Genomic DNA, 24,298 nt, shown 5'->3' on the forward strand with positions numbered 1-24,298 from the left:
CATGCGGCCCTACGCGTTCAGCGTCGCGCGCACCGTGCGCGCGGCGACCGACCACACCGCGACCGACGCGATGTTCTTGGCCGGCGGTACGACGCTGGTCGATCTCATGAAACTGGAAGTGCTCACACCGGCCCGCGTCGTCGACATCAACGGACTGCCGTTGACCGGGATCACCACCGGCGCCGACGGTTTGCGGATCGGGGCGCTGGAGCGCATGGCCGCCGTCGCCGAGCATCCCGGCGTTCGCCGGGACTTCCCGCTGATCAGTCAGGCGCTGGAGCTGAGTGCGTCCCCGCAATTGCGCAACATGGCGAGCATGGGCGGAAACCTGCTGCAGCGCACCCGGTGCGGATACTTCCGTGACACGACGGTGCCGTGCAACAAGCGCGACCCCGGCTCCGGCTGCCCGGCGGTGACGGGCTACAACCGTGCCCACGCGGTACTCGGCACCTCCGATGCGTGCGTGGCAACCCATGCCAGTGACGTCGCCGTCGCCTTGGTGGCGGCCGAGGCCACCGTGGTGCTGCAGGGCCCACGCGGAGAACGCGCCGTGGCGCTCGATCGGTTCTACCGGTTGCCGGGTTCCACCCCGCACGTCGAGAACGACCTGGGATCGGGGGAACTGGTCGCTGCCATCACCGTGCCCCGACTGCCTTCCGGCACCCGATCGGGCTATCTGAAGGTCAGGGATCGGCAGTCCTACGAGTTTGCGCTGACGTCGGTGGCCGCCGCGGTCACCGTGGTCAGCGGCGTCATGACACGGGTACGGGTGGCAGCCGGCGGCGTGGCCACCGTGCCCTGGCGCCTGCCCGAGGTCGAGAACCTGCTCATCGGCAGGCCGCCGAGCGCGGCGGTGTTCGAAGCGGCCGCTGCAGCAGCGGCCACCGATGCGAGGCCGTTGGACCACAACGGTTTCAAACCCCACATGCTGCGTCGAGCGATCGCCCGCGCTCTGGCCGACATCACGGACGTCTCGTGACCGCCCCGCTGATCGGTGGCCAGATCTCCCGTGTCGACGGCCGCGCCAAGACCACCGGTAGCGCCCGCTACGCCGCGGACTACCGCGAACCCGAGATGGCCCATGCGGTGTTGGTGCAGGCGACCATTGGGCTGGGCCGTGTGACCGCGATGCACACCGCCGCGGCGGCGAAGTCCACGGGCGTGCTGGCCGTCTACTCGCCGTTCGACCCGCTGCGGCTCTATCCCGATCCGAGCGGACGCGGCGAGAACTACCAGCCGCTGCAGGATCGCGATGTTCGTTTTCGCGGACAAACGATCGGCGTCGTGGTCGCCGACAGCTTCCAAGACGCCCGCGACGCCGCGGCAGTGATCACCGCTGACTACGAACAACGGGCGCCTAGGACCTCCCTGACCGACGCCGGGCCGGGCACCAGCATCGCCGGGGATGACCCGGGGCAGCGGACCTTCCTCGCCCCGGGCGTTACCTCGATCGAGGAGGCGTTGCAAGCTGGCGACGTGCTGGTCGAGACCATCACGAGCCAGCCCCAGCAGAACCACGCTGCGATGGAACCACATGCCTCCGTTGCGGTTTGGCGTGGCGACCACCTCACCCTCTACACCGGATCGCAACGGCCAGCCAGCACCGCTACTTCGGTCGCCGGCCGGCTCGGCCTCCGGCCCGACCAGGTGCGCGTCGTATCCACTTATGTCGGTGGCGGGTTCGGCAGCAAGGCCATGACGTGGTCGGACGTCGTCCTGGCCGCAGCCGCTGCGCGGGCATTGAACCGCCCGGTCAAGCTGGTGCTCACCCGCGCCCAGGTGTTCACCATCGTCGGGCACCGCTCCACCGTGCGCCAGATCGTGCGGCTAGCCGCTAGTAGAGACGGAGTGCTCACCGCCGTCAGTCACCAGTCGGATGCAGAGGGCCCCGCCGTGGGCGGCTGGCCGATGCAGCCGGCCGCGGACACCACCGCCATGCTCTACCGAACCCCGAACATGCACATCGACCAGCGGCTGGTGACCATGGACGTGCCACCAACCTGGGCGATGCGCGCCCCGCACGAAGCGCCCGGGGCGTTCGCCATCGAAACGGCGATGGACGAACTCGCCGTGGCCACCGGCGTCGACCCCGTCGAGTTGCGGCTACGGAACTACACCACCACGGTGCCCGGGGAAGAGCTGGTCTGGACCAGCAAGCGGCTCGACGAGTGCTACCGCGTCGGCGCGGCCCGGTTCGGTTGGGCCCAGCGGCCGGCCGTGCCCGGGTCACGGCGCGACGGGCAATGGCTCATAGGGATGGGCATGGCGTCGGCGATCTACAAGGCGGGGCGCAGCGCCAACGAAGTCCGGGTCCGGTTCTGCGACGACGGCACCGTCGAAGCCGCTACGTCCACCAGCGACATCGGCACCGGCGCGGCCACGGCACTGGCCATCGTCGTTGCCGACGCGGTGGGTGTGCCGCTCGACCGCGTCGTCGCGCGCGTCGGCGACACCACGCTGCCGCCCGGGGCGGGGGCAGTGGGATCCCGCGCCACCGGCAGCATGACACCCATCGCCCGTGCGGCTGCCGGCGCGGCGATTCAGAAGCTCATCGACACGGCGGCCGCCGATCCGCGCTCGCCGCTGGCGGAGGCCTCCGCGCCGGTGGCCTATCGCGCAGGCACCCTGCACACCGGTGGCAGCACCATCGACTTCGCGGACCTGTTGCATGCACTGGGCATGCCCGGCATCGAGGCCTCCACCACCGGCGACGACTCGGTCCCGGACCCGAATCGCTTCGCCGCGCACAGTTTCGGAGCCCACTTCTGCGAAGTGCGGGTCAACGCCTTCACCGGCGAAACCCGCGTCAACCGGTTCACCACGGTCGTCGACATCGGTCGCGTCATCAACGCCAAGGCAGCCCGCAGCCAGGTCGTCGGCGGCGTGATCTTCGGCATCGGCCACGCCCTGCTGGAGGCTAACCCGATCGAGGAGTCCGGCCGGATGGCGTGCGCCAACCTCGGCGACTACCTCGTCCCGGTCAACGCCGACATTCCCTACATCGACGCGGTCTGCCTCGACGGCGACGACACCAACTTCAGCGACGTCGGGGCACGCGGTGTCGGCGAACTGGGTACCGTCGGCTCGGCTGCAGCCATCGGCAACGCCGTCTTCAATGCCACCGGCATCCGGATCCACGACCTACCGATCCACCCCGAAGATCTGCTGCGCGAAGCCTAAACGGCGGCCGACGCCTGGTACTGCGCCACCTGCCAGCCGTCGCCATGCCGGGTGAGCACGACACCGATGGTCGCGTCCACCGCGGGACGGTCGGCGTAACTGAACGTCGCGGCCAGGTAGCCGAGCACGACATCGTCTGCAGGACTGCGGCTTTCGAGGACGCGGTAGGTGACCGTCATGCCGGCGGGCTGGGAGTCGTAGTACTCGACTACCACGTCACGGCCGACGCCGTAGGGCCGCAGCCCCTGGAACACGGCGTCCTCGGTGAACACGGCGGACACCCGGCCGGGATCGTGGCTGTCGATCCCGGCCTTCCACTCGTCCATGACCTCGGTGATGACCTGAGCGGCGTCCATGTCAGTGGCCCGCGCTCTGGCCGCCGTCGACGTGCAGGATCTCGCCGGTCACGAACGGCGCGTTCTCCAGGTAGAGCACGGCGTCGACGACGTCGGATACCTCACCGACGCGACCCACCGGGTGCAGCGCCGCCAGGGCATCGTATTCCGACGGCCCGTGCATCGGCGTCCTGATGACGCCGAGTGCCACTGCGTTGGAACGGATTCCCCGCGTGGCGTATTCGATCGCGAGCGCCCGCGTCGCGGCGTTGAGGCCGCCCTTCGTCAACGAGGCCAGTGCAGACGGCACTCCGGAGTTGGCGTGCTCGACCAGCGTCGTCGAGATGGTGACGAGATGGCCACCGTCACCCTGCTCGAGCATCCGCGCCACCGCTGCCCGGGAGACCTCGAAGAAGCCACGGAGATTCACGCCGGTGATGGCGTCGTAATCCTCGTCGGTGTAGTCGGCGAACGGCTTGGCGATGAAGATGCCCGCGTTGTTGACCACGGTGTCGATCCGCCCGAAGCGTTCGACCGCTGCGTCGACGATGCGCCGGCCGACGCCGGGTTCGGCGATGTCCCCCGGCACGGTCAACAACATTGGGTCGTCGCTGGGGTCGATCGTGCGGGAATTCGCCACGACGGCATAGCCGAGCTTGCGGTATCCGTCGACCAGACCCGCACCGATTCCTTGCGATGCGCCGGTGATGAGTGCGACGCGTGGAGTGGAAGTCATGTTCGTGCTCCTTCTTCGTGATGATGCCAACCAGAACGCGACGTGGTCCACCCGAAGTCCGGATTGGCAGGACCGGTTGGCTCGCTGCTGGTAGGCGCAGGCTCGCACTGCACTACGCTGACCCGTGTGGAGCTGCGACAGCTGCGCTACTTCGTCACCGTGGCCGACGAGCTGAACTTCGGCCGGGCCGCCGAACGGCTGCGCATCGCGGGTCCGTCGCTCTCCCAACAGATCAAGGCGCTCGAGCGTGACCTCAAGGTCCAGCTGTTCGACCGCGACCGCCGTTCGGTGGCGTTGACGGCCGCCGGCTCGGCGCTGCTTCCGCGGGCGCGGGCCCTGGTCGGTCAGGCCGACGAGCTACGGCGCCACGCGCTGGGTCTGTCGTCGTCGGAGCCCGTGCGGATCGGGTACGTGCAGTGGTGCCCGACGGACTGGGCGGAGCGGGCCGCGGGCGTGGCGCAGGTCCGGATGGACACGTGGGTCATGCCCTCGCATGCACAGGCTGCGCGCGTCGCGGACGGCAGCCTTGACCTTGCGATCTGCTGGGTCGAGAAGGCCGATCTGCACACGCTGGGACTCGAGGCCCGACTGGTCGGCGCCGACCGGCTCTACGCGTTGAACGTCGGACGGGACTCGTCACCCGTCGCCGCGGCCGACCTGACGGTGCTGGTTGACGCCGATGAGGCGAGCTGGTCGTCGTGGAACAGGTTTGCCGAGCAGTTCGCGGCCGAGACCGGCGCCCGGGTGAGCCGCGTCGACGACGGGGGAGTGACGGGTTCGACCTTCTACGACCACGTCCGCAGGCTCCGGCGTCCGGTGTTGAACAATCCCAAGGGGCAGAACGACGCAACGCCGCCGGACATGACGCGGCGGCCGGTGCAGCACCCGATTCCGATGTGGACGTGGTCTCTGGTGTGGCGACGTGGCGAGCCGAATCCGTTGGTGCACGCCGTCGCCGATGCCTTCACCGCGGGCGTCGACGGATCCAGCCTCACCGAACCGGGAATGTGGCTGCCTGCAGACGATCCGCACCGCGCATCGGCGGGCTGAGTTCACGGCAGCCCAACCGCAACCACGCGGCAGTGAGCGCCGACGCCGCCACCACCACTGCAGAGGTCAGCAGCGCGTAGCGAAAGCCATGATGCAACAGGGGTGTCACCACGAGCGGTCCGACGATCTGACCCACCGAGTACCCGGCGGTGAGCACCGCCACGGCGCCGGGGAAGGCCAGCGCCCGGCCCGCTGCCAACGCCATGGTGCTCACTCCAATGAACGTGCCGCCGAACGCCATTGCGCCGATCAACGCGGATGCGGTGCCACCGATGAGTGCGGGCAGGGCGATTCCCGCGGCCTGAACGACCAGCGCCACGACGAGCAGCGCCGGGCGTGACCAGCGCGCGCTCGCCATCGCCCACAGGGCCGCCGACGGTGCGGCGGCCAACCCGACCAGCAACCAGGCGCCGTTGCCCAACCAGCCCGGTGAGGCCTGGCCGATGGCCGCGACGAGGAACGTTCCGGCGATGATGTACCCGATCCCTTCCAGCGTGTAGCACACCAGCAGAACCAGGAACCATCGCCGCGGGCCCGCTCGCTCGACCGAGGTGGGGGCGGGCGCAGGACCCGCGCCACGCATGTGCCATGCGATCGCCCCCACCGCGGCGGCGAGTGCCGCCGCCGCCCACCACGCGGTGCGCCACCCTGCAGCAGGCAGGACCAGCACCATGGCGCCGGACAGGGCGATGCCGATGCCCACACCACCGAAGCCCCACCCCGGCAGCTGCGCCGACCGGCCGCGGGCGTGGTCCAGCATCCAGTCGACGGCGATGACGAACAGCACTGCGCTCGCGAACCCGGCGACGGTGCGGATCGCCAGCCAGGCGATGACGTCGTGCGTGAGCGGCATCAGCGCCAGGCTCGCGACGATGGCGATGAGTGCGAACCGCCATGTGGTGGTGGTCCGGATCAGCCGGGGTGCTGCCACACCCGCGAGCGCCCCTGCGAGGTAGCCGACGTAGTTGGCAGTCGCGAGACCGCTCGCGCCTGCCGGGCTCAACCCGGCCTGCGACGTCATCAGCGGCAGGATGGGTGTGTAGACGAACCGCCCGATGCCCATTGCGGCCGCCAATGCCGCTGCGCCACGGGCGATGTGGACGTGTGAGCGATGCCAGGCCATACCGTCATCGTGGCCATCGCGCTACGACGGCGCCACGACTCGTTTGCTCCCAGCTATGAGGCACCGCCTCACAGCTGCGTCCAAATGGTCGGGTGTAGACAGGAGGCGCGGGAATATCGACATGGTGGCCGGCGTTGCGACGCCGGACGACGTCAGTTAGGTGCGCACATGAAGTTCGGAATCTCCACATTCGTCAACGACGACGCCATCGACACGGTGTCGCTGGCCCGCGCGATAGAAGAGCGCGGGTTCGACTCGCTGGCCATCGCCGAGCACACCCACATTCCGGCGAGCCGGGAGACTCCCTATCCGATGGGCGGCGACCTGCCCGGCATCTACTACCGGACACTCGACCCGTTCGTCACCCTCGCTGCGGCGGCGGCCGTCACGACCAGCATCCAATTGATCACCGGCATCGCCCTGCTCATCCAGCGTGACCCGATCGTCACCGCGAAGGAGGCCGCCAGCATCGATCTGATCTCGGGCGGCCGGTTCGTGTTCGGCGTGGGCGCAGGGTGGAACATCGAGGAACTGCGCAATCACGGCACCGATCCGAAAACTCGTGGTGCGCTGCTGGACGAACGCATCGAAGCCATCAAGGCGCTGTGGACCGCCGAACCCGCGGAGTACCACGGCAAGTACGTCGACTTCGACGCCTCCTACCTTCGTCCGAAGCCGGTCCAGAACCCGCACCCGCCCATCCTGATCGGCGGTGACTCCGATGCCACCGTCAAGCGGGTGATCCGCCACGAGGCGGGCTGGATCTCGAACCCCTTCCCCGTCGAGCACATCAAGCGCCGCGTCGACCAGATTCGCGACGGTGCAGGCCACGACGTCCCGCTGACGACCTTCGGCACGCCGATCGATCAGGAGTACTGGACCGGTCTCGAAGGCCTGGGCTACGGCCAACTGAACCTCCTGTTGCCGACCAAGCCGCTGGACGATTCGCTCCGACTGCTGGACGAGTACGCCGAGCAGGTCGCCAAGTACCGAGGCTGAGTAGGCGCCGTCACGACACCACAAGAATCTTCCAAGGCTCCCTCGGCACTGTCGTGCCATGAGCACTGGAAGACGTCCATGACGACCATCGCCGTTGCCGGCGCCGTTGGCTGGCTGCTGATCATCGGCGTTGGACTGCGGTTCGGGGCTGCGGCGAAGCGCGGTGACGAAATCGCCAAGGCGATGCGGCGCAATCGTGAGCTGCGCGACGGGTACGGCCAGGTCATTTCCCTGGATCGGCACAGAAACGCTCAGCGACCGGGCGAGGTTCACCGCGCGACGGCAATGCCCTCGCTGACGAGGATCTCGCGGATCGCGTCGAACTCCTGATCCACCAGGGGAAGCAGCGGATCCGCGCACCGTGGCGACGCGATCACGCCGCGAAGGTACTGCGCGGCCTTGAAGGCGCCCAATGCCGCTGCGGTGAACCCGATCCGGGACCGGTCGGCGACGTCGATGATCGTGAACAACCGCAGTAGTCGCTCCTGCTCGGCGGTTGCCGCGGACCAGTCGCCGGCGGCCGCCGCTCGGCCCAGCCTGACGTAGCCGTCGGGATCGACGTTGCCCAATCCGGGCACCTGTCCGTGCGCGCCCAGCCGCAACGCGACGTCGGTGACGGTCTCCGAACCGGTGAACACCCGCAGGCCGGAATCCGCCGTCGCGAGCAGAATCTGGCGGAAGGCGGTGAGGTCACCGCTCGAATCCTTCAGACCGGCAATCGTTCTCGAGGCCGCCAGCGTCTCGATCGCGCGGCGCGGCAGCCGGGTGTTCGTGGCGCTCGGAATGTCGTAGGCGATCACCGGCACGTCGACGGCATCGGAGATGAGTTGAAAGTGCCTCACCACCTCGTCGGGGTGCGGCGCGACGTAGAACGGGCCGGTCGATACGACGGCCGCGGCACCGCGCTTGGCCACCGCCCGTGCGTGGTCGATGACGCGTGAGGTGCCGGTGTCCACCGCACCAGCGACGACCGGGACCTGACCGCCCGCGACGCTCACGGCGATCTCGACGGCCCGGTACCGCTGCGCGTCGGAGAGTAGTGCCGTCTCACCCGACGAGCCGCCGACGAACAGACCGTCGACGCCTGCCGTGATGAGGAAGCCGCACAGCCGTTCCATCGAGGCCGTGTCGACCTCGCCGTCGTCGGCGTCGAGCGGCGTGGTGAGCGGTGGAATGACGCCACCCAAGGTGCTGGCGCTCATCGGGATACCTCCACATCACGGTCGACATCCGAGCCGAGGCGACCGACCCGCTTTGGAACGTCGAAGCCGACGAGGATGGCGATCAGAACGGTGAAGCCGAGCGTCAACACCGTCAGCGCGGTGCCAAGCCCCAGCGACGCTGCGACCGACGCACCCATGATGGGAGCGATCGCGCCGCCGAGTGCTCCGACGTTGTAACAGAAGCCGAGTCCACTGGCGCGAACGTTGACGGGAAGGTGGTCGGACACGAACTTGGGCAGCAGGCCCGAGATTCCCTGGCTGAAGAACTGCAGACCGAACAGCAGAACCCAGAGCCAGACCACCTTGTCACTGTTGAGCGCGAACACCGGAACGACGAAGAACAGCGAGATGACCAGGCCCAGAACGTATGTGCGCCTCGTGCCCAGCCGATCGGCGACCATGCCCGAGGCCACCGATCCCGCCGCGTAACCGAGGCCGGCCCAGAGCAGCACGTGTGCCACCTGCGCCGGGTCAAAGTGCAGTTCCGTCTTCAGGTAGGTCGGCAGGAGCGACTGCAGCGGCCAGGAATACAGGAACGCCGTCAGCACGGTGATGATGAGCATCACGAACATGCCGGTCTTGTTCGCGGCGAGTTGCCTGGCCAGAACGAAGAAGCAGGCCGCGGTGATCAGCGCCAGGGCGAACACCCACGGGCCGGTCACGGTGCGGCTGAAGATGACGACCAGGACGACGGCGGCGACGATCGAGACCGCGATATTGGCAAGGCGCCGTTGCGGATTGAAGAGCAGCTGTATCGCGGTGTTCTCGCGGATCGCGCCGTGCTTGACGCCGTCCTCCCACTCCTTCGCCTCGGGCAGTGCGCGCCGCATCCACAGGGCCCACGCCGCGGGAACCAAGCCGATGAAGAACATCCACCGCCAACCGAGACTGGGCACCACCAGCGGGTAGAGCTGGCTTGCGAGTACCACGCCGATCGGATACGCCGACAGCAGTGCTCCACTGGCGCGGTTGCGGAAGGTCTTCGGCCAGGACTCCATCGCGTAGGTCACGCTGGTGGCGTACTCGCCGGCCATGCCGATGCCGACGATCGCGCGGAAGACGAACATCGACCAGTAGCCCCACGACAGACCGCAGAGGAAGCTGCCTCCGGCGAAGCACAGGATGCTGATCACCATCGCGCCCTTGCGGCCGAAGCGATCGGCGATTGCCCCCAGCAGCAGGCCGCCGAACCATCGTGAGACGAAGGCGGCGCTGACCAGTGTCGTGGCCTGCACCAGGCTGAGGTCGAACTCGTCTGCCAGTTCGGTCAGCACCAGGGTGATGAGGATGAAGTCGAAGCCATCCAGCAGATAGCCCAGCCAGGCGGCCCAGAACTGCTTCCACTGCGTGCGTGTCAACGAGGCGCGGTCGTTCGTCTCAGTCGGCGGCGTCGTCATGGCTACACCTCAGAACAGATATCGGATATGTGAGAACGGATATCTGGACGGTAGCGCATGACGTAGATCACAGCAAGAGCCGAGCGGGCCTTCCTGGTGTCAGGCCGGGTGAGTGTCGAGGCTGCGCTGCAGGTCCTCGAAATGCCGGGCGACGGCCTGCGTCATCGCGGTGGGATCTCCGGAACGAAGCGCGTCGACGATCGCGGCGTGGTCTTCGGCGGTGGGCCTGCGCAGGTCAAGCACGATGTGGTCGGAGGCCTTGCCGAAGATGGTCCAGAACACGTCGATCAGCTGCAGCACGAACGGGTTGTGCAGCGGCGCGAACAGCGCCTGGTGGAAAGCGTGGTCGACGTCGGCGGGCACACGCCCGTCCTTGGCCTCGGCGCGCATCCTGTCGACCAGCTCGTCCAGGTGGCGCAGTTCGTCGTCGGTGATGACCTTCGCGACTTCGCCGATCAGTCCCTCCTCGATCGCGCGCCGGGTCTGGAGCAGGTGAGCCAGCGGCACGCTGTCTGCCTGCAAGCCGTAGGGCAGCTGCTCGATCAGGGGTCCGAAGCTGAATGTGCCGACGAACAATCCCTTGCCTCGCCGGACTTCGACGACGCCATGCGCCTCGAGTCGGCGTAGGCCCTCACGCACCGAGGTCTTGCCGACGTCGAGCAGCGCCGCCAGCTCGGCTTCCGACGGCAGCGGATCACCGGGCTTGAGCTGCCGGTCGACGATGTAGGCACGGATGGCGGCACCGGTCTCATATGACAGCAGCGTTCGCATCGGTCCTCCAGCGACATCGTCGATAGCGCCGCCAGCGTGGCAGCTTCTCGGATATCAGGTAGGTTACCGCGTCCGCGGCGCTATACGTCGCCCGAATAGTCCGCCGTCATCCAACGATCCGGCCGCACCGTGAAGAGCACGCTCCCCTCATCGCCCATCGCTTGGACGAACGCGCGCCCGCCTTCGTCACCGAGATAGCGGATGGCGATGGCCTCGCGGACGTCCCGTGGCGCCGGATTCGTGACGTCGACGACGGTGCCCTCGACGACCACGTACTGGTACGGCGGCTCTTCACGCTGAACGACCAGTGAGACGACACCGGCCCGCTCGATCAGTCGCGCCTTGCGTGAGGCTGCCCCGGTATTGATCCGGATGTGCCCGTCGGCGGTGTAGTCGTACCAGATCGGCACGCTGGCCGGCGGTCGGCCGCTGTCTGCTGCGACCGACAGGACGCCCACGTGGGTGTCTGCCAGGAACCGCTGCCGCTCGTCGTCCGTGAAAGCTCTCATGGTCCGAGCCAACACGGAAGTTCGTATGCGGTATTCCCCGCAGAGACGGGGTCACGTGATCGTTCGGGCGTGCACTTCCGCATACCGCTCTCCCGCGATGCGGTCCTGAGCGAACACCTCGGATAAGTAGGCGGTTTCGTCGGCGCTGATCGCGACGGCGGTCGCCGCGACGTTCTCGCGCACGAACTCCGCACGCTTGGTGCCGGGTATCGGCACGACGTCGAGCGGTTGAGCGAGCAGCCAGGCCAACGCGAGTTGTCCTGGGCGGCAGCCCTTTCCCTCGGCCATCGCCACGAGCTCTTCGACCGGCCGAAGGTTCGTGGCGAGGTTGGTAGGTGAGAATCTCGGGTTGGTGGCGCGGAAGTCGCCCCGCCCGAACCGCTCTCCGGCCTTCAGTCGACCGGTCAGGGCGGACCTGCCAAGCGGACTGTAGGGGACCAGAGTGATCCCGAGTTCACGACAGGTCGACGTGACACCGTTCTCGACACCGCGTTCCCACAGCGAGTACTCCGATTGCAGCGCGGTGATCGGGTGTACGGCGTGCGCACGGCGGATTAGGTCTGGGCCAACCTCGCTGAGTCCGAGGGCGCGGACCTTGCCTTCGTCGACCAGATCGTGCATCGCGCCGACGGTGTCCTCGATGGGCACCGACGGGTCGAGGCGATGGTAGTAGTACAGGTCGATGACGTTGGTGCCCAACCGCTGCAGGCTTGCGTCGCAGGCAGCCCGGACGTATTCGGGCCGGCCGTCGATGGCGATGCCGTCGTGGCCGGCGTTGATCTTCGCCGAGAACTTCGTGGCCAGCACGACGTCGTCGCGCCGGCCCGCAATCGCGCGCCCGATCAGCTCCTCGTTGTGGCCGAACCCGCGAATCGGTACGCCCCAGGTGATGTCGGAGGCGCCGTAGAAGTCGGAGGTGTCGAGGAAGTCCACGCCGAGGTCGAGCGCTGTCCGAATCGTCGCAATGGATGCGTCGTCATCGGCGGCGCCGTACGACTGTGACATGCCCATGCAGCCCAGCCCAATTGGATGCACCGACAGGTCGGAGTGGCCCAGCGTGACCCGCGCCAACATCAGCGTCCCCCTTCCGACGCCTGGGCGCCGACCGATGCGAGGGGATCCAGTTGATTCGCGGTGGCGTCGTCGGCGGAGGTGGAAAGGCTGAGTGCTTCCCACTTTTCGTCACTCGCCAGTAGATCCCGGCCCGCGGCCGTGGCGTAGCGGTAGGCGTCCGGGCCGACCAGGAGTCGGGCGGGCGGCTCGGCCATGTCGACGATTTCGACCAGCAGCGCGGCGACCTTGGCCGGGTCGCTGGCGCCGATGTTCTCGGGGTTGCTCATTGCAGCGGCGGCGCCGACGGTGGAGGCGTACTCGTCGCGGACGGGATCGATGCGCATGGACGAACCGGCCCAGTCGGTGCGCATGCCGCCGGGTTCCAGGACGGTGACCTTGATGCCCAGTGGTGCGACCTCCTTGGCGAGGACGGCAGAGAACCCGGTAACGGCCCACTTCGACGACTGGTAGGCGGACAGGCCGGCGCGTACCACCCGGCCGCCCACCGAGGAGATCTGAATGATGTGGCCACCGCGTTGGGTGCGCATGACGGGCAGGGCGGCCCGCGTCAGGCGCACCACGCCGAAGAAGTTGGTGTCGACCTGGGTCCGGAAGTCGTCGAAGTCGACGTCTTCGATCGCGGCCATGTTGGCGTAGCCGGCGTTGTTGACCAGCACGTCGAGGCTGCCAAACCGGTTGACTGCGGCGGCAATTGCGGAGCGGACCTGCTCGTCGTTGGTGACGTCGAGCTCGACGACGACGAGGCGGTCGGGGTGTTCCGTGGCGAGGTCGCTCAGCGCCGAGGCGGAGCGGACGCCGGCGACCACGCGGTGGCCGGCGTTCAGGGCGGCCTCGGTGATGGCCCGCCCGAGTCCGCGGGAGGCGCCGGACACGAGAAAGACGCGCGACGGGTTGTTCATGGCAGTTCCTACTCTCTTATCTACGCTCGTAGACTTACGACGAAATATACAGACGTAGACTTGGCGGCATCTATTCCCTAACGTGGGGCCATGCCTTCCGGCCCGGCCCGCCCGCGCAATGCCGCCGCGACCCGTGAGGCGATCCTGAACTCGGCCATCCGCAACTTCGCACGCGCTGGATACGACGGCGTCGGCGTACGCGAGATCGCCGGCGACGCCGGCGTCACCGCCATGCTGGTGAACAGGTACTTCGGATCCAAGGAACAGTTGTTCGCCGAGGCGGTCGAGACGTCCTTCGCGCCGCCGGTGTTCATCGCCGAGAACCCGGAGGCGATCGCTCGGGACGCCGCTGCGGCATTGGTCGCGCGCTCGGCCCCGGACGCCGACGACTTGGCACCGTTTCTGATCATGCTGCGGTCGGCGTCGAACCCGAGCGCGGCCGAGATCGTCCGCGACGCGATCGAGCGTCACGTCGGGAAGCGACTGGCCAGGCAGTTGCCCGAGCCGGGACGACAGCTCCGCCGCGACGTCGTGCTTTCGGTGATCAGCGGGGTGCTGCTGATGCGACGCGTGGTCGAAACTCGCGCGCTCAACCAGGCCAACACCGATCGACTCGCCGAGTTGCTGGAAGCGGTGTTCGACGCCATCGTCGAAACCCCGTTGGGCTGACCCGATTTTGACGCCTGCGGCAAAGAAGTGATTCGGCCCCGACGGCCGTCAAGAGGGCGATAATCGTGCCGTGATGACTTCAGGAGCGCGCGGCAGGCTGGCCAGAACGGTTGTGGCGGTGGCGATTGCCGGAATGGCCGTGACGGGTATGACCGTTCCGGCAACGGCAACCCTCGCCCAGGATGATCCGGCATGCGAGTGGTTGGGCTGGCGGCATCCGGCATGTGCTGGCGGCCTGTTCGAAAACCCGCCTGACGACGGGATTCCAGGAGACAACGCGGCGGAGGGCGGAATACCAGCCCCGGCGATGGTGCCGAACGTCGACGGCTCGATGAGTCCTCCCGGTACGCCCGGGGCGATCTAACCTCAGCGTGGGCCGAGCAACTGCTTCAGGCTGGCGCCGGGATCGGCCAACATGGTCATATCGGTCACGGCCCCCTTGTTGATGGCCATTTCGGCCAGACGAATGTCGCGCGCGACGGCATTGCCCGTCCCGACGGCCGCGGCGGACACGAGCCGATTGGCTCCGTCTACGCCGAAGCTGATGACGACGCCGTCTTGCCGCTGGCGTCGCACCACCATCTCGGCTTCATCGGGCAGACCTACGACTTGAAGTGTCATGTCGTACTGATCGGACCAGAACGATGGCGCAGCGGTGAATTCGCGATGTGCTCCGCACACGTTCTCGGCCACGAGTTGGCCCTGTGCGCTTGCGTTGCGCCATGATTCGACACGGATGCGTCTGTCACGGTAGAGCCGATGTGGAAATGAGCAGCAGTCGCCGGCGGCGAAGATGTGTGGATCGTTGGTCCTGAGCTCGCGGTCGACGCGGATCCCATTGTCGACGTCGAGGCCCGCCTTTTCAGCCAGTGCGACGTTGGGCGTCGCACCGATGCCGATGACGACGACGTCGGCTTCGAAGGTGCGGCCGTCGGAAGTGTCGACGCTGACTCCCGACGCCGTCTCGCGCATGGTGGTCACGCTGACCCCGCAGCGTACGTCTACTCCCGCGGATTCGTGGCGATCGTGGATGACAGCTGCCACCTCGGCAGGCACCGCGCGGCCGAGAATCTGGTCGGTTGCTTCGAGCACGGTGACCTTGGCCCCCAATGTTGCTGCAGCGGCGGCAACTTCGAGTCCGATGAGGCCGGCGCCGACGACGGTGACGGCTCGAGCGCCTCTCAGATCAGCGCGCAATTGGAGTGCATCGTCCCACGTGCGGAGGATCCGGGCGCGGCGCACACCTGCCGCGGACGGCAGATGTCGTGCGTTGGCACCCGTCGCCAGCAACAAGGACTGGTAGTGGATCCACGTGCCGTCGTCGAGCAAGATGGCCCGACGGTCACGGTCGAGGTCGACGACCTCGACTCCGGCGCGGTAACGCACGCCGACCGCGCGTAACGACGCCTCGTCGTGCACGGTGACGGGGCCGGGATCGCCGGACCCGGTCAGCGCTGCCTTCGACAGCGGCGGGCGCTCGTACGGCACATGACGTTCCGCGCCGATGAACTCGACGGGGCCCGACCATCCCGCCGCACGCAGCGCTGCGGCTGCCCTGGTGCCGCACTCACCGGCACCAACGACGACCATCGCCGACTGGGTCATCTCAACCCAGCCCGATGTACACGCATGAGTCCTCCACCTTGACGGGGTAGGTGCGGAGCTTCTCGATCACGGGCGCACCGAGCGCGGAGCCGGAGGTGTAGTCGAAACGCCCATTGTGCTTGGGACATTCGATCACCGTTCCCATGACCAAGCCGTCACAGAGCAGTTCGCGCTCGTGGGTGCAAAAGCCGTCGGTGGCGAAGAAGTCGTCGTCGGGTGAGCGATAAATCGCGTAGTGGGCGCCGTCGTGTTCGAACGGAACCACGTCCTCGGCTTCGACGTCCTCAGTCTTGCATGCAGCGATCCACTGTGTCATGGCAGGCAGTCCCTTCGAGATTTCGGTGGTCGGTAGCCGTCAGGCAACCGTGATCTGAGCGCCGTCGCGGCCCACCGAGATGGCGCGGCCGTCGGCGGCAGGAACCGGGATGTGGTACGGCGCTGCGCCTTCCGGTAGTTCCCGGCGGATGTAGTACGTCTGGTCCTTGAGCTGACGCGCGATGGCCGGAATGATCTCCCGGTAGGCGGCCCACAACGAGCGATACGGTGGCGGGCAATCCTGCTTGACCTCTTCGTGCAATTCGGCCAGCCGATGCGACGGCACCATCGGGAACATGTGATGTTCGATGTGGAAGTTCATGTTGCAGTAGAGGAATCGGTTGAATCGGCACATGTACACCGTGCGGGTATTCAGCCGGTGATCGAGCACGTTCTCACCCAGTCCGGCGTGTTGAGTCAGTGAAAAGACGGTGAGCATCGGTGCGCCGTAGGCGGTGGGCAAGCCGATCAACAACGCCGGGACGATTGAACCGGTGGCCACGCACGCGGCGGCGGTCGCGACGAATATGGACAGGTGGATACGCGCAGTGCGCACCACCTTCGGTTGTTCCTGCTCGGGGATGTACGTCTTTTCCTCGTCGGTGAGCCGACCGAACGAGTGCAGCGTCATCGCGGCCAGCGACTGGGGCACGTCGATCAGCCGAATCGTGTTGGCGAGGATTCTGGCGAGTCGAGCCGGCCGCATCACGTCGATCTCGGGATCGCGGCCGACGACCAGGGTGTCGGTGTGATGGCGGGTGTGGCTCCACCGCTCCTTGGTCGGTGAGAGCATGCGCATGAACGACGAGATCTGGTACAGCGCTTCGTTCTTCCAGCGTGTTGCGAAGAACGTGCCGTGGCCGGCCTCGTGCCAGCGTGAATCGGAGGCCGTGCCGTACAGGAGCCCGTAGGCGGCGAATGCGGGTATCGCGAGCAAGGTGTAACCGCTGGTCCATGCCAGTGCACCGGCAGCGCCCGTCAACGCCAGCGAACCCAACCAAACTGCCGTGTTCTTGGTGGCGTGACGGTCGTCGCGACGCATCAGTTCCTTCAGGCGTTTGCGCGGAATCGAGCTGCGGAACCAAGTCCCGCCCGCGATGCCTACCCGCTGCGCACGCTCTCCTTCCGGTCCGATCAAGTCGTACGCGGCCAAACGATCGGAGTTCATCTGATTTCTTCTCCGGTTCTGACTGTGCGCGGGTGCCACGCGGCGGGACTGGGGCTGTCCTACTAGAGCGTTCTAGTAGGAGATTAATTCGCAGCCCGGCGATGTGTCAATCACTGCTTGCGCCTGACGGTTGACATGCGCCCGTGACGGTGCTGGTCAATCCGCTTGAGCAGCGCGTATGGTGCGGTACAGGAGGCGCGGGAGGTGCGGCGAGCGGCTACGAGTCAAGAACGAAGGCACGGTTTCCGCCGTGGCCCGAAGGTCATCACGGCTTAGAGCGCGCTAATCGACTGACCGCGGACATCGCGGCCCACCTGGAGGAACCCGTCCCTAGAGCGCGCTAGGATGACGGCGATCGCTTCCGTCCTGGCATCGGGTCGTCGGCGACGAGACACATTGGGATGGAGTCGGCTGATTTCGGCGAGCGGCGAAGGCCACAACGTGAAACGCGTAACGCTGGAAGACGTTGCTGCGCAGGCGGGTGTGTCGCGCGCGTTGGTGTCGATCGTCATCCGCAATGCGCCCGGCGCGAGCACCGAGACACGCAAACGGGTACTCGAAGCGGCCGACGCACTCGGCTACAAGCCCGACATGCGCGCCCGAATGCTCGCACGCGGCCGGTCGCGGCACATTGGAACCGTCTTCGGCATGATCGGCCTGAACTTCCAATTCAACACCCTGCTGCTTGACGGGCTGTACGTCGCCGCGGCCCGGCATGGCTACGAGTTGATTCTGAGTGCAGTCACGAAGAGCAGGGACGAGATTCGTGCGGTCGAGACGTTGCAGGGTTTTCGCCCAGACGCGGTGATAATGGTCGACCCCCCGAACCCTGCACCAGTGCTTGCGGGCAAGCTGCCCGTGGTGGCCATCGGCTGGAGCGTCGATGACCCGGCTGTCGACGTCGTCCGAACCGACGACCGTGTGGGGATGGCGCAGGCGGTCGACTACCTCGCGGAACGGGGACACCGGCGCATCGTGCACATCGACGGCGGGCATGGGGAAGTTGCTCGCGCGCGCAGGGCAGGCTACGTGGCCGCCATGACTTCGATCCGCTGTCAAGCCGAGATCCGCGTCATCTCGGGTGGGGAGACCCAGATGGAAGGCTACTTCGCTGCGCGCGCCCTTCTCGACGATCCGGTCCTGCCAACGGCAGTGATCGCCTTCAACGACGAGATGGCCGTCGCGGTGGTCGAATCGTTGATCCACGCGGGATATCGTGTGCCTCAGGATGTTTCAGTCGTCGGGTGGGACAACAGCGCGTTGTCGAAGCTTCCGCACACCCGTCTCACCACCGTCGCGCAGGACACTGAGGAAATGTCCCGGTTGGCCATCGAGCGTGCGGTTGCCCGCATCGAAGGAACGCCGGCAGAACCGCGCGAAGTCGTATTGCGTCCAGAGCTGATGGTCAGGGCCACGACCGGCGCTGCGCGGACGGAGTGACGACCGCGGACGTGCCCTCGCGCTGCGTCCTAGGCCTCGAGTAGACGGCCGCACCAGATGATTGGGCTCGGAACTCGCTGTGAATGACGCACGCCTGCGCGCAGCCCCACTCCGGTGTTGTGGAGTCCGGTCCGGTGTCGTACCGTCAACCCAGTTGATTAGCTTTGCTACATGAAAGGGTCACGGATGCAGCGGGTTTCATTCGGCCGCCGAGTGAGCCAACGCTGGATGGTGCTCGTCGCGGTCGTGGTGATCGCGGTCGCTGGATTCGCGGTGTATCGGCTGCACGGCATCTTCGCCTCGCAGGACGTCACGTCCACGGGCAGCGGCACCGACAACGACATCGTCCCGTTCAACCCAAAGCACGTGGTCATGGAGGTCTTCGGCCCGCCGGGAACGGTGGCAACCATCACCTACCTTGACATCAACGCTCAACCGCAGCGCGTCGACGCCGCCGCGCTGCCCTGGGCCTACGACACCACCACCACTCAGCCGGCAGTCTTCGTCAACGTCGCGGCCCAGGGGGACAGTGAATCGATCGGCTGCCGAATCAAGATCGACGACGCGGTCAAGGACGAGAGGTCTGCCAACACCTTGAACGCCTACACCTTCTGCCTGGACAAGTCGGGCTGAGCATGCAACGCATTCCGGACCTGATCCGACGGTATTCGGTGCTCATCGCGCTGTTCTGGCTGGGCCTCGCGGTGGTGACGAACGTCTTCGTGCCGCAGTTGGAGACCGTCGCCGAATCGCACAACGTGTCCCTGAGTCCGCAGGATTCACCGTCGCTGCAGGCCGCCAAGCGCATCGGCAAGGTGTTCGACGAGTTCGATTCCGACAGTTCGGCGATGATCGTCCTCGAAGGCGATCAGCCGCTCGGCGCGGAAGCGCACCACTACTACGACGGCCTGGTGCGCAAGCTCGCCCAGGACACCAAGCACGTCCAGCACATTCAGGACTTCTGGGGCGATCCGCTGACTGCGGCCGGCTCGCAGAGCTCCGACGGCAAGTCGGCCTTGGTGCAGCTGTACCTGGCAGGCAACCAGGGCGAGTCGTTGGCGAACGAGTCCGTCGATTCGGTGCGCGACATCGTCGAGCACAGCCCGCCGCCGCCCGGTCTCAAGGCCTACGTCACCGGCGCCGCGCCCCTGGTCACCGATCAGTTCGAGGTCGGCAGGCACGGCACTTTGAAGACGACCTTGATCACCCTCGGCGTGATCGCAGTGATGCTGTTCTGGCTCTACCGTCGTCTCACCACCGTCTTCCTCGTCCTCTTCACGGTGATGATCGAGCTGACCGCGTCCCGCGGCGTCGTCGCCGTGCTGGCGAATGCCGGGGTCATCGAGCTGTCGACGTATTCGACCAATCTGCTGACCCTGCTCGTCATCGCCGCCGGAACCGACTATGCGATCTTCCTTCTCGGCCGCTTCCACGAGGCGCGTTACACGGGGCAGGACCGGGTCTCGGCGTTCAACACGATGTACCACGGGACCGCGCACATCATCCTGGGTTCGGGTTTGACGATCGCCGGCGCGGTGCTCTGTCTGACCTTCACCCGGCTCCCGTACTTCCAAAGCCTGGGCGTGCCGGCAGGAATCGGCGTCCTCGTCGCCGTGGTCGCCGCACTGACCCTGGCTCCGGCCCTGCTGGTCATCGGCCGCCATTTCGGTCTGTTCGAACCCGGCCGGCCCATGCGCACCAAGGGCTGGCGGCGCATCGGCACGGCGATCGTGCGCTGGCCGGGGCCCATCCTGGTGGCGACGATCGCCATTGCCCTCATCGGGCTGCTGGCACTGCCGGCGTACAAGACGAGTTACGACGCGCGGCCCTACATGCCGGCTGGTGCGCCGGCCAACGTCGGCTACGCGGCCGCCGAGCGCCACTTCTCGCAGGCGCGCCTGAATCCCGAACTGCTGATGATCGAAGCGGACCACGACCTGCGCAACCCCACCGACATGATCCTGTTGGAACGCGTCGCCAAGGCGGTCTTCCACACCGACGGCATCGCTCAGGTGCAGTCGATCACCCGGCCGCTGGGCACACCGCTTGACCACACGTCGATACCGTTCCAGATCAGCGCGGGCAGCGCGTCGCAGATCAACAACCTGCCCTTCCAACAGGCCCGCGGCGCCGACCTGCTCAAGCAGGTGGACGTGATCAACAACTCGATCGACGTTCTGCGGCAACAGTATTCGCTGCAACAACAGTCCAGTGCCGTCACCGACGAACAGACCAAGGCCTTCCAGGGCACGGTGGCCACGGCCCAAGATCTACGCGACAAGATCGCCAACTTCGACGACTTCTTCCGCCCGCTGCGCAACTACTTCTATTGGGAGCCACACTGTTTCGACATCCCGGTGTGCTGGGCGCTGCGGTCGCTCTTTGACGCCCTCGACGGCATCGATCAGCTGACCGATCAACTGGCGGACGTTGCGGGCAGTATCGCCAAGCTGGACGCGCTGCAGCCGAAGCTGCTGGCACTGATCCCACCGCAAATCGCCACCCAGCAGACCAACCGCGATCTGACGCTGACGAACTACGCGACGACGTCGGGCATCAACGACCAGACTGCGGCGGCACTGCAGAACTCCACGGCCCTCGGCCAGGCATACGACGCGTCGAAGACCGATGACTCCTTCTATCTGCCGCCGGAAGCGTTCACCAACCCCGAGTTTCAACGCGGTCTGAAGCTGTTCCTGTCACCAAACGGCAAGGCCGCCAGGATGATCATCACGCACGACGGCGATCCCGCTACGCCAGAGGGCATTTCGCACATCGACGCCATCCGGCATGCCGCGCAGGAGGCGGTCAAGGGCACACCTCTCGCCGGGTCCAAGGTCTACATCGCCGGTACTGCGGCCACCTACAAGGACATTCAGGACGGCGCCAAGTACGACCTCGTGATCGCGGGCATCGCGGCGCTCAGCCTGATCCTGCTGGTGATGATGTTCATTACGCGAAGCATCGTCGCGGCGCTCGTCATCGTGGGGACCGTGGCGCTCTCGTTGGGCGCCTCCTTCGGGCTGTCCGTGCTGATTTGGCAGGACATGCTTGGCATCGACTTGTATTGGATCGTGCTGGCGCTGGCCGTCATCTTGCTGTTGGCGGTGGGGTCGGACTACAACCTGTTGTTGATCTCCCGCTTCAAGGAGGAGATCGGCGCCGGCTTGAACACCGGCATCATCCGGGCGATGGCCGGTTCCGGTGCGGTGGTGACGGCGGCCGGTCTGGTCTTTGCGGCCACGATGGCGTCGTTCGTGTTCGCCGACTTGCGGATTCTCGGTCAGATCGGCACGACGATTGCCCTGGGCCTACTGTTCGACACGCTGATCGTGCGGTCGTTCATGACCCCGGCCTTTGCAGCGCTGATCGGCCGCTGGTTCTGGTGGCCCCTGAACGTGCGCGCCCGCCCACTGCGTCAGCGACACGAACCACGCCAAGCGGCTGGTCAGCTGCCGCTATGGGAGGACGGCGAGCCGGCGAGTTAGTGGGCTCCGACGAGTTCCCTGGACGGCGCGGGCTCCGGCACCGAAACGTCGGGCAACTTGCCCTTCAAACGGGCGACCCTGCGCAGCTGAGCGGCCATGTTCATGGAGGTCAGCATCGGGATGCCCCCGATGAAGGTTCTAAACGACGGGTGGCCGCCATGGATGTGCAGCACGAAGAGGCAGCCGACTACGTAGAAGAATCCCATGGTGAACAACGCCGCAGGTATCGCGTATGCGAGCGGCGATCGAGCGTCGGTGATCAGTTCGCTCGCGTAGTCGACCTCGTCCCGCGACAGCGGTTCGCCCTTGCGGAGCTTGGCCAGGACCGCCTTGTGGGCGCCGACCTTCTCGCCCAACGGATGGGCGGTCCGCTTCTCCAGCTGACCGATGTAGACGAACACGCACGTGGCGAAGACGACTTCGAGGACCGCAGCCAGGATCGTCAGATCACCCCATGGACCGAGACTCATCCTATAAACGTTACCCGAACTAAGTAGTTTTGCCAGCCTCAGCGAAAGCGGACGTGCAACGTCGCCAATCCGAAGATCTTCCGCCCGACGGACTTCGCGCCGACGATGACGACACCGGTGCGGGTCGCCGGATCCAGCGACTTGATCCGCCCGCTGAACTCGATGTCGCAACCCCCGGAGGCAGGCACGATCGCGGGCTGCGACAGGCGCACCGCGTACCGAGTGACCGCTCCGGGGTCGCCTGACCATGCGGCGCCGAAGCTGGCGCCAAGACCCATGGTGAGCATGCCGTGGGCGATCACGTCCGGCTGCCCTGCGAGCTTCGCGATCTGCTCGTCCCAGTGCAGCGGGTTGGCGTCGCCGGACACGCCCGCGTAGTTCACCAGGTCGCCGCGGGACAGCCGCGCGTGGTGCACCGGAAGCTCGTCGCCGACCTTGACGTCGTCGAAGGAGGGCGTGCCCGGCGTGCGCGAACCGTCCTCCGCGATGTGGACCTCACCGTCGGGGCGCACCGTCTTCTCGTACGCGTCATCGGAGTGGTCGACGCCGAGCAGGTTCACGTCGTGCATGATCACGCCCTGCACGGCCGCCCGGATTGCTGGGTCGACGTCCTCGCCGGTGACGCCCACGACGGTGGTGTGCAGGGTGTGCACCCGCTCGCCTGCGGCATCGGTGAAGGTGTTCGTCACGGTGATCAGGTCTCGGCCGGCGATCCTGCGTACCGACGTCAGCTCGACGTCGATGTGCAGTTCGTCGCCCGCGACGATCGGGCGATGCTGCTCGAAGACTTCCTCGGTCTGCAGGTACATGTCGTAACCGACGACGACGGATTCGAACATCTGCTGGTTACAGGCCATGGCCGGGGCCGACGTGAACGTCAACGGCGCCACGACGTCGGAGTAGCCCAGCTTGGCGGCGGCGGCGACATCCCAATGGGCGGGGTGGTAGTCCTGCACCGCGCGGGCGAACTCGCGCACCTTCTCGCGGCCGACCAGATAGGTGCCGTCCATCTGGTAGTAGTGGCCGACGCGGGCTTCCAGCGTCGACGTCTCTGCTGCTGCGGTCATGAATTTGCTCAACTCTTCTATCGGCTGCTCGCTTCGGCAGACCAAAGCACACTAACGCGCGGACCGGGTAGCAACGCAAAGCGTTCGTGAGGGTGCGCCGCGGTCAGGGCTGCAGCAATGGCATGACGACGTGATCGAGGATGTCGATGATGGTCTGGTCGGCGATCGGGGCGCCGTGCAAGAGAAAGTGGTGGCTGACAAGTGTGGGGGCCAGTGAAATCAGTTGTGGCGTCAGTACTTTACGCGTGACCTGACCCCGGCTCACGGCGCGTTCAAGCACGGTTGTGATCATCGCGTTGCGCTGACTTTGGAGATGGTCGCGCGCGGCCCGGGTCGAGTCGGGGTCGGCGAGCGTTTCGGCGATCAGTCCGCGGGCCGCCTCGCCGAATGGGCCGTCGAGCCGGTCGGCGGCCGCGCGTAGCACCGCGAACAAGTCGTCTCGCAGATCGCCGGTGTCGGGGGCCATGTTCTGATCGCCCTCGCTGGCGTGGCGGATGACCGCGGCCACCAACTCCGCGCGTGATGGCCACCGCCGATAGATCGCCGCCTTGCTGGTGCGGGCCCGTTTGGCGACCCGGTCGATGGAAAGGCCCGCGTAGCCCCTTTCGCTCAGCTCCGCCAGGGTCGCGGCGTGGATCGCCTCGATGAGCACACCGTCACGTCGGCGCGGCAGCCGTCGGTGATCGACCGGCTGCGCATTCATCGCGATGCCCCCTTCGGAGTTGTTGGTCCGGCGTCGTTCCGGTGGTAGCGTAGCGCGCAAATAGAGAACTATCCGTA

Annotated in this window: 25 protein-coding genes; 10 read left to right on the forward strand and 15 right to left on the reverse strand. The window is 66.7% G+C overall.

The window, feature by feature from the left end; translation table 11 throughout:
* The first annotated feature begins 1 nt into the window (after position 1).
* Together N536_RS0103415 and N536_RS0103420 are read left to right on the forward strand one after the other, a co-directional pair.
* Positions 2-979: a xanthine dehydrogenase family protein subunit M gene (locus N536_RS0103415; RefSeq protein WP_029112316.1), complete on the forward strand. Its 978-nt coding sequence runs from the start codon at positions 2-4 to the stop codon at positions 977-979.
* A complete protein-coding gene (locus tag N536_RS0103420; RefSeq protein WP_029112317.1) occupies positions 976-3,180 on the forward strand; it encodes a xanthine dehydrogenase family protein molybdopterin-binding subunit in 2,205 nt (734 codons plus the stop codon). Before N536_RS0103415 ends, N536_RS0103420 begins: the two co-directional genes overlap by 4 nt.
* On the opposite strand, the gene N536_RS0103425 is transcribed toward N536_RS0103420, so the two are convergent.
* Complete coding sequence (locus N536_RS0103425) at positions 3,177-3,536, reverse strand: nuclear transport factor 2 family protein (protein ID WP_029112318.1); 360 nt, start codon at positions 3,534-3,536, stop codon at positions 3,177-3,179. The genes N536_RS0103420 and N536_RS0103425 overlap by 4 nt on opposite strands.
* Position 3,537: 1 nt before the next feature.
* Positions 3,538-4,251, reverse strand: a complete 714-nt coding sequence (locus N536_RS0103430) for an SDR family NAD(P)-dependent oxidoreductase (protein ID WP_029112319.1) — start codon at positions 4,249-4,251, stop codon at positions 3,538-3,540.
* A 126-nt stretch (positions 4,252-4,377) separates the two neighbouring features.
* Here N536_RS0103430 and N536_RS0103435 point away from each other — a divergent pair, with 126 nt between their 5' ends.
* The gene (locus tag N536_RS0103435) at positions 4,378-5,301 is read left to right on the forward strand and encodes a LysR family transcriptional regulator (protein WP_029112320.1); all 924 of its coding nucleotides are present in this window, start codon (positions 4,378-4,380) and stop codon (positions 5,299-5,301) included.
* On the opposite strand, the gene N536_RS37345 is transcribed toward N536_RS0103435, so the two are convergent.
* On the reverse strand, positions 5,243-6,424 hold the full coding sequence (locus tag N536_RS37345) for a YbfB/YjiJ family MFS transporter (RefSeq protein ID WP_231514396.1): 1,182 nt from the start codon (positions 6,422-6,424) through the stop codon (positions 5,243-5,245). The genes N536_RS0103435 and N536_RS37345 overlap by 59 nt on opposite strands.
* Before the next feature lie 168 nt (positions 6,425-6,592).
* On the opposite strand from N536_RS37345, the gene N536_RS0103445 reads away from it, so the two are divergent.
* A complete protein-coding gene (locus N536_RS0103445; protein ID WP_029112321.1) occupies positions 6,593-7,423 on the forward strand; it encodes an LLM class F420-dependent oxidoreductase in 831 nt (276 codons plus the stop codon).
* A gap of 78 nt (positions 7,424-7,501) precedes the next feature.
* Positions 7,502-7,753, forward strand: a complete 252-nt coding sequence (locus tag N536_RS0103450) for a hypothetical protein (RefSeq protein ID WP_029112322.1) — start codon at positions 7,502-7,504, stop codon at positions 7,751-7,753.
* On the opposite strand, the gene N536_RS0103455 is transcribed toward N536_RS0103450, so the two are convergent.
* The 6 genes from N536_RS0103455 to N536_RS0103480 all read right to left on the reverse strand — a co-directional run bounded on the left by N536_RS0103455 (position 7,693) and on the right by N536_RS0103480 (position 13,296).
* Complete coding sequence (locus tag N536_RS0103455; protein ID WP_029112323.1) at positions 7,693-8,625, reverse strand: dihydrodipicolinate synthase family protein; 933 nt, start codon at positions 8,623-8,625, stop codon at positions 7,693-7,695. The genes N536_RS0103450 and N536_RS0103455 overlap by 61 nt on opposite strands.
* Entirely contained in the window at positions 8,622-10,043 is a 1,422-nt protein-coding gene (locus tag N536_RS0103460) for a sialate:H+ symport family MFS transporter (protein WP_051574199.1), read from the reverse strand. The genes N536_RS0103455 and N536_RS0103460 overlap by 4 nt, the downstream gene beginning before the upstream one ends.
* 99 nt (positions 10,044-10,142) lie before the next feature.
* A complete protein-coding gene (locus N536_RS0103465) occupies positions 10,143-10,814 on the reverse strand; it encodes a FadR/GntR family transcriptional regulator (RefSeq protein ID WP_029112325.1) in 672 nt (223 codons plus the stop codon).
* Positions 10,815-10,894: 80 nt separating this feature from the next.
* Positions 10,895-11,323, reverse strand: coding sequence for a pyridoxamine 5'-phosphate oxidase family protein (locus N536_RS0103470; RefSeq protein WP_029112326.1), 429 nt, complete (start codon positions 11,321-11,323; stop codon positions 10,895-10,897).
* Positions 11,324-11,374: 51 nt separating this feature from the next.
* Positions 11,375-12,397: an aldo/keto reductase gene (locus N536_RS0103475; protein WP_064751509.1), complete on the reverse strand. Its 1,023-nt coding sequence runs from the start codon at positions 12,395-12,397 to the stop codon at positions 11,375-11,377.
* Positions 12,397-13,296: an SDR family NAD(P)-dependent oxidoreductase gene (locus N536_RS0103480; protein ID WP_029112328.1), complete on the reverse strand. Its 900-nt coding sequence runs from the start codon at positions 13,294-13,296 to the stop codon at positions 12,397-12,399. Before N536_RS0103480 ends, N536_RS0103475 begins: the two co-directional genes overlap by 1 nt.
* Before the next feature lie 90 nt (positions 13,297-13,386).
* On the opposite strand from N536_RS0103480, the gene N536_RS0103485 reads away from it, so the two are divergent.
* Together N536_RS0103485 and N536_RS0103490 are read left to right on the forward strand one after the other, a co-directional pair.
* Positions 13,387-13,965 carry a TetR/AcrR family transcriptional regulator gene (locus N536_RS0103485; protein WP_029112329.1) on the forward strand — a complete coding sequence of 193 codons (579 nt, stop codon included), beginning with the start codon at positions 13,387-13,389 and terminating at the stop codon, positions 13,963-13,965.
* A 73-nt stretch (positions 13,966-14,038) separates the two neighbouring features.
* Positions 14,039-14,329 carry a hypothetical protein gene (locus tag N536_RS0103490; protein ID WP_197040050.1) on the forward strand — a complete coding sequence of 97 codons (291 nt, stop codon included), beginning with the start codon at positions 14,039-14,041 and terminating at the stop codon, positions 14,327-14,329.
* Positions 14,330-14,331: 2 nt separating this feature from the next.
* On the opposite strand, the gene N536_RS0103495 is transcribed toward N536_RS0103490, so the two are convergent.
* Genes N536_RS0103495 through N536_RS0103505 form a run of 3 tightly spaced genes read right to left on the reverse strand, consistent with a single transcriptional unit; the run spans position 14,332 to position 17,053 of the window.
* Positions 14,332-15,570 (reverse strand): NAD(P)/FAD-dependent oxidoreductase, encoded by a 1,239-nt coding sequence (locus tag N536_RS0103495; protein ID WP_036435051.1) that lies wholly within the window; start codon positions 15,568-15,570, stop codon positions 14,332-14,334.
* A 1-nt stretch (position 15,571) separates the two neighbouring features.
* Entirely contained in the window at positions 15,572-15,886 is a 315-nt protein-coding gene (locus N536_RS0103500) for a MocE family 2Fe-2S type ferredoxin (RefSeq protein WP_029112332.1), read from the reverse strand.
* 39 nt (positions 15,887-15,925) lie between these two features.
* The gene (locus N536_RS0103505; protein WP_029112333.1) at positions 15,926-17,053 is read right to left on the reverse strand and encodes a fatty acid desaturase; all 1,128 of its coding nucleotides are present in this window, start codon (positions 17,051-17,053) and stop codon (positions 15,926-15,928) included.
* Between the two features lie 441 nt (positions 17,054-17,494).
* Here N536_RS0103505 and N536_RS0103510 point away from each other — a divergent pair, with 441 nt between their 5' ends.
* The 3 genes from N536_RS0103510 (at position 17,495) to N536_RS0103520 (ending at position 21,981) form a co-directional block, all read left to right on the forward strand.
* A complete protein-coding gene (locus N536_RS0103510) occupies positions 17,495-18,493 on the forward strand; it encodes a LacI family DNA-binding transcriptional regulator (RefSeq protein WP_231514397.1) in 999 nt (332 codons plus the stop codon).
* A gap of 186 nt (positions 18,494-18,679) precedes the next feature.
* Positions 18,680-19,126 carry an MmpS family transport accessory protein gene (locus tag N536_RS0103515; protein ID WP_029112335.1) on the forward strand — a complete coding sequence of 149 codons (447 nt, stop codon included), beginning with the start codon at positions 18,680-18,682 and terminating at the stop codon, positions 19,124-19,126.
* A 2-nt stretch (positions 19,127-19,128) separates the two neighbouring features.
* Positions 19,129-21,981, forward strand: coding sequence for an RND family transporter (locus N536_RS0103520; protein ID WP_036435055.1), 2,853 nt, complete (start codon positions 19,129-19,131; stop codon positions 21,979-21,981).
* Here the strand turns inward: N536_RS0103520 and N536_RS0103525 are convergent.
* From N536_RS0103525 to N536_RS0103535, 3 genes are all read right to left on the reverse strand, one after another.
* Positions 21,978-22,451 (reverse strand): hypothetical protein, encoded by a 474-nt coding sequence (locus tag N536_RS0103525; protein WP_029112337.1) that lies wholly within the window; start codon positions 22,449-22,451, stop codon positions 21,978-21,980. The genes N536_RS0103520 and N536_RS0103525 overlap by 4 nt on opposite strands.
* 38 nt (positions 22,452-22,489) lie before the next feature.
* Entirely contained in the window at positions 22,490-23,518 is a 1,029-nt protein-coding gene (locus N536_RS0103530) for a fused (3R)-hydroxyacyl-ACP dehydratase subunits HadA/HadB (RefSeq protein WP_029112338.1), read from the reverse strand.
* A 103-nt stretch (positions 23,519-23,621) separates the two neighbouring features.
* Positions 23,622-24,221 (reverse strand): TetR/AcrR family transcriptional regulator, encoded by a 600-nt coding sequence (locus tag N536_RS0103535; protein WP_036435057.1) that lies wholly within the window; start codon positions 24,219-24,221, stop codon positions 23,622-23,624.
* Positions 24,222-24,298 lie beyond the last annotated feature (77 nt).

Origin of the sequence: Mycobacterium sp. URHB0044, assembly GCF_000620625.1 — a bacterium.
Taxonomy (GTDB): domain Bacteria; phylum Actinomycetota; class Actinomycetes; order Mycobacteriales; family Mycobacteriaceae; genus Mycobacterium.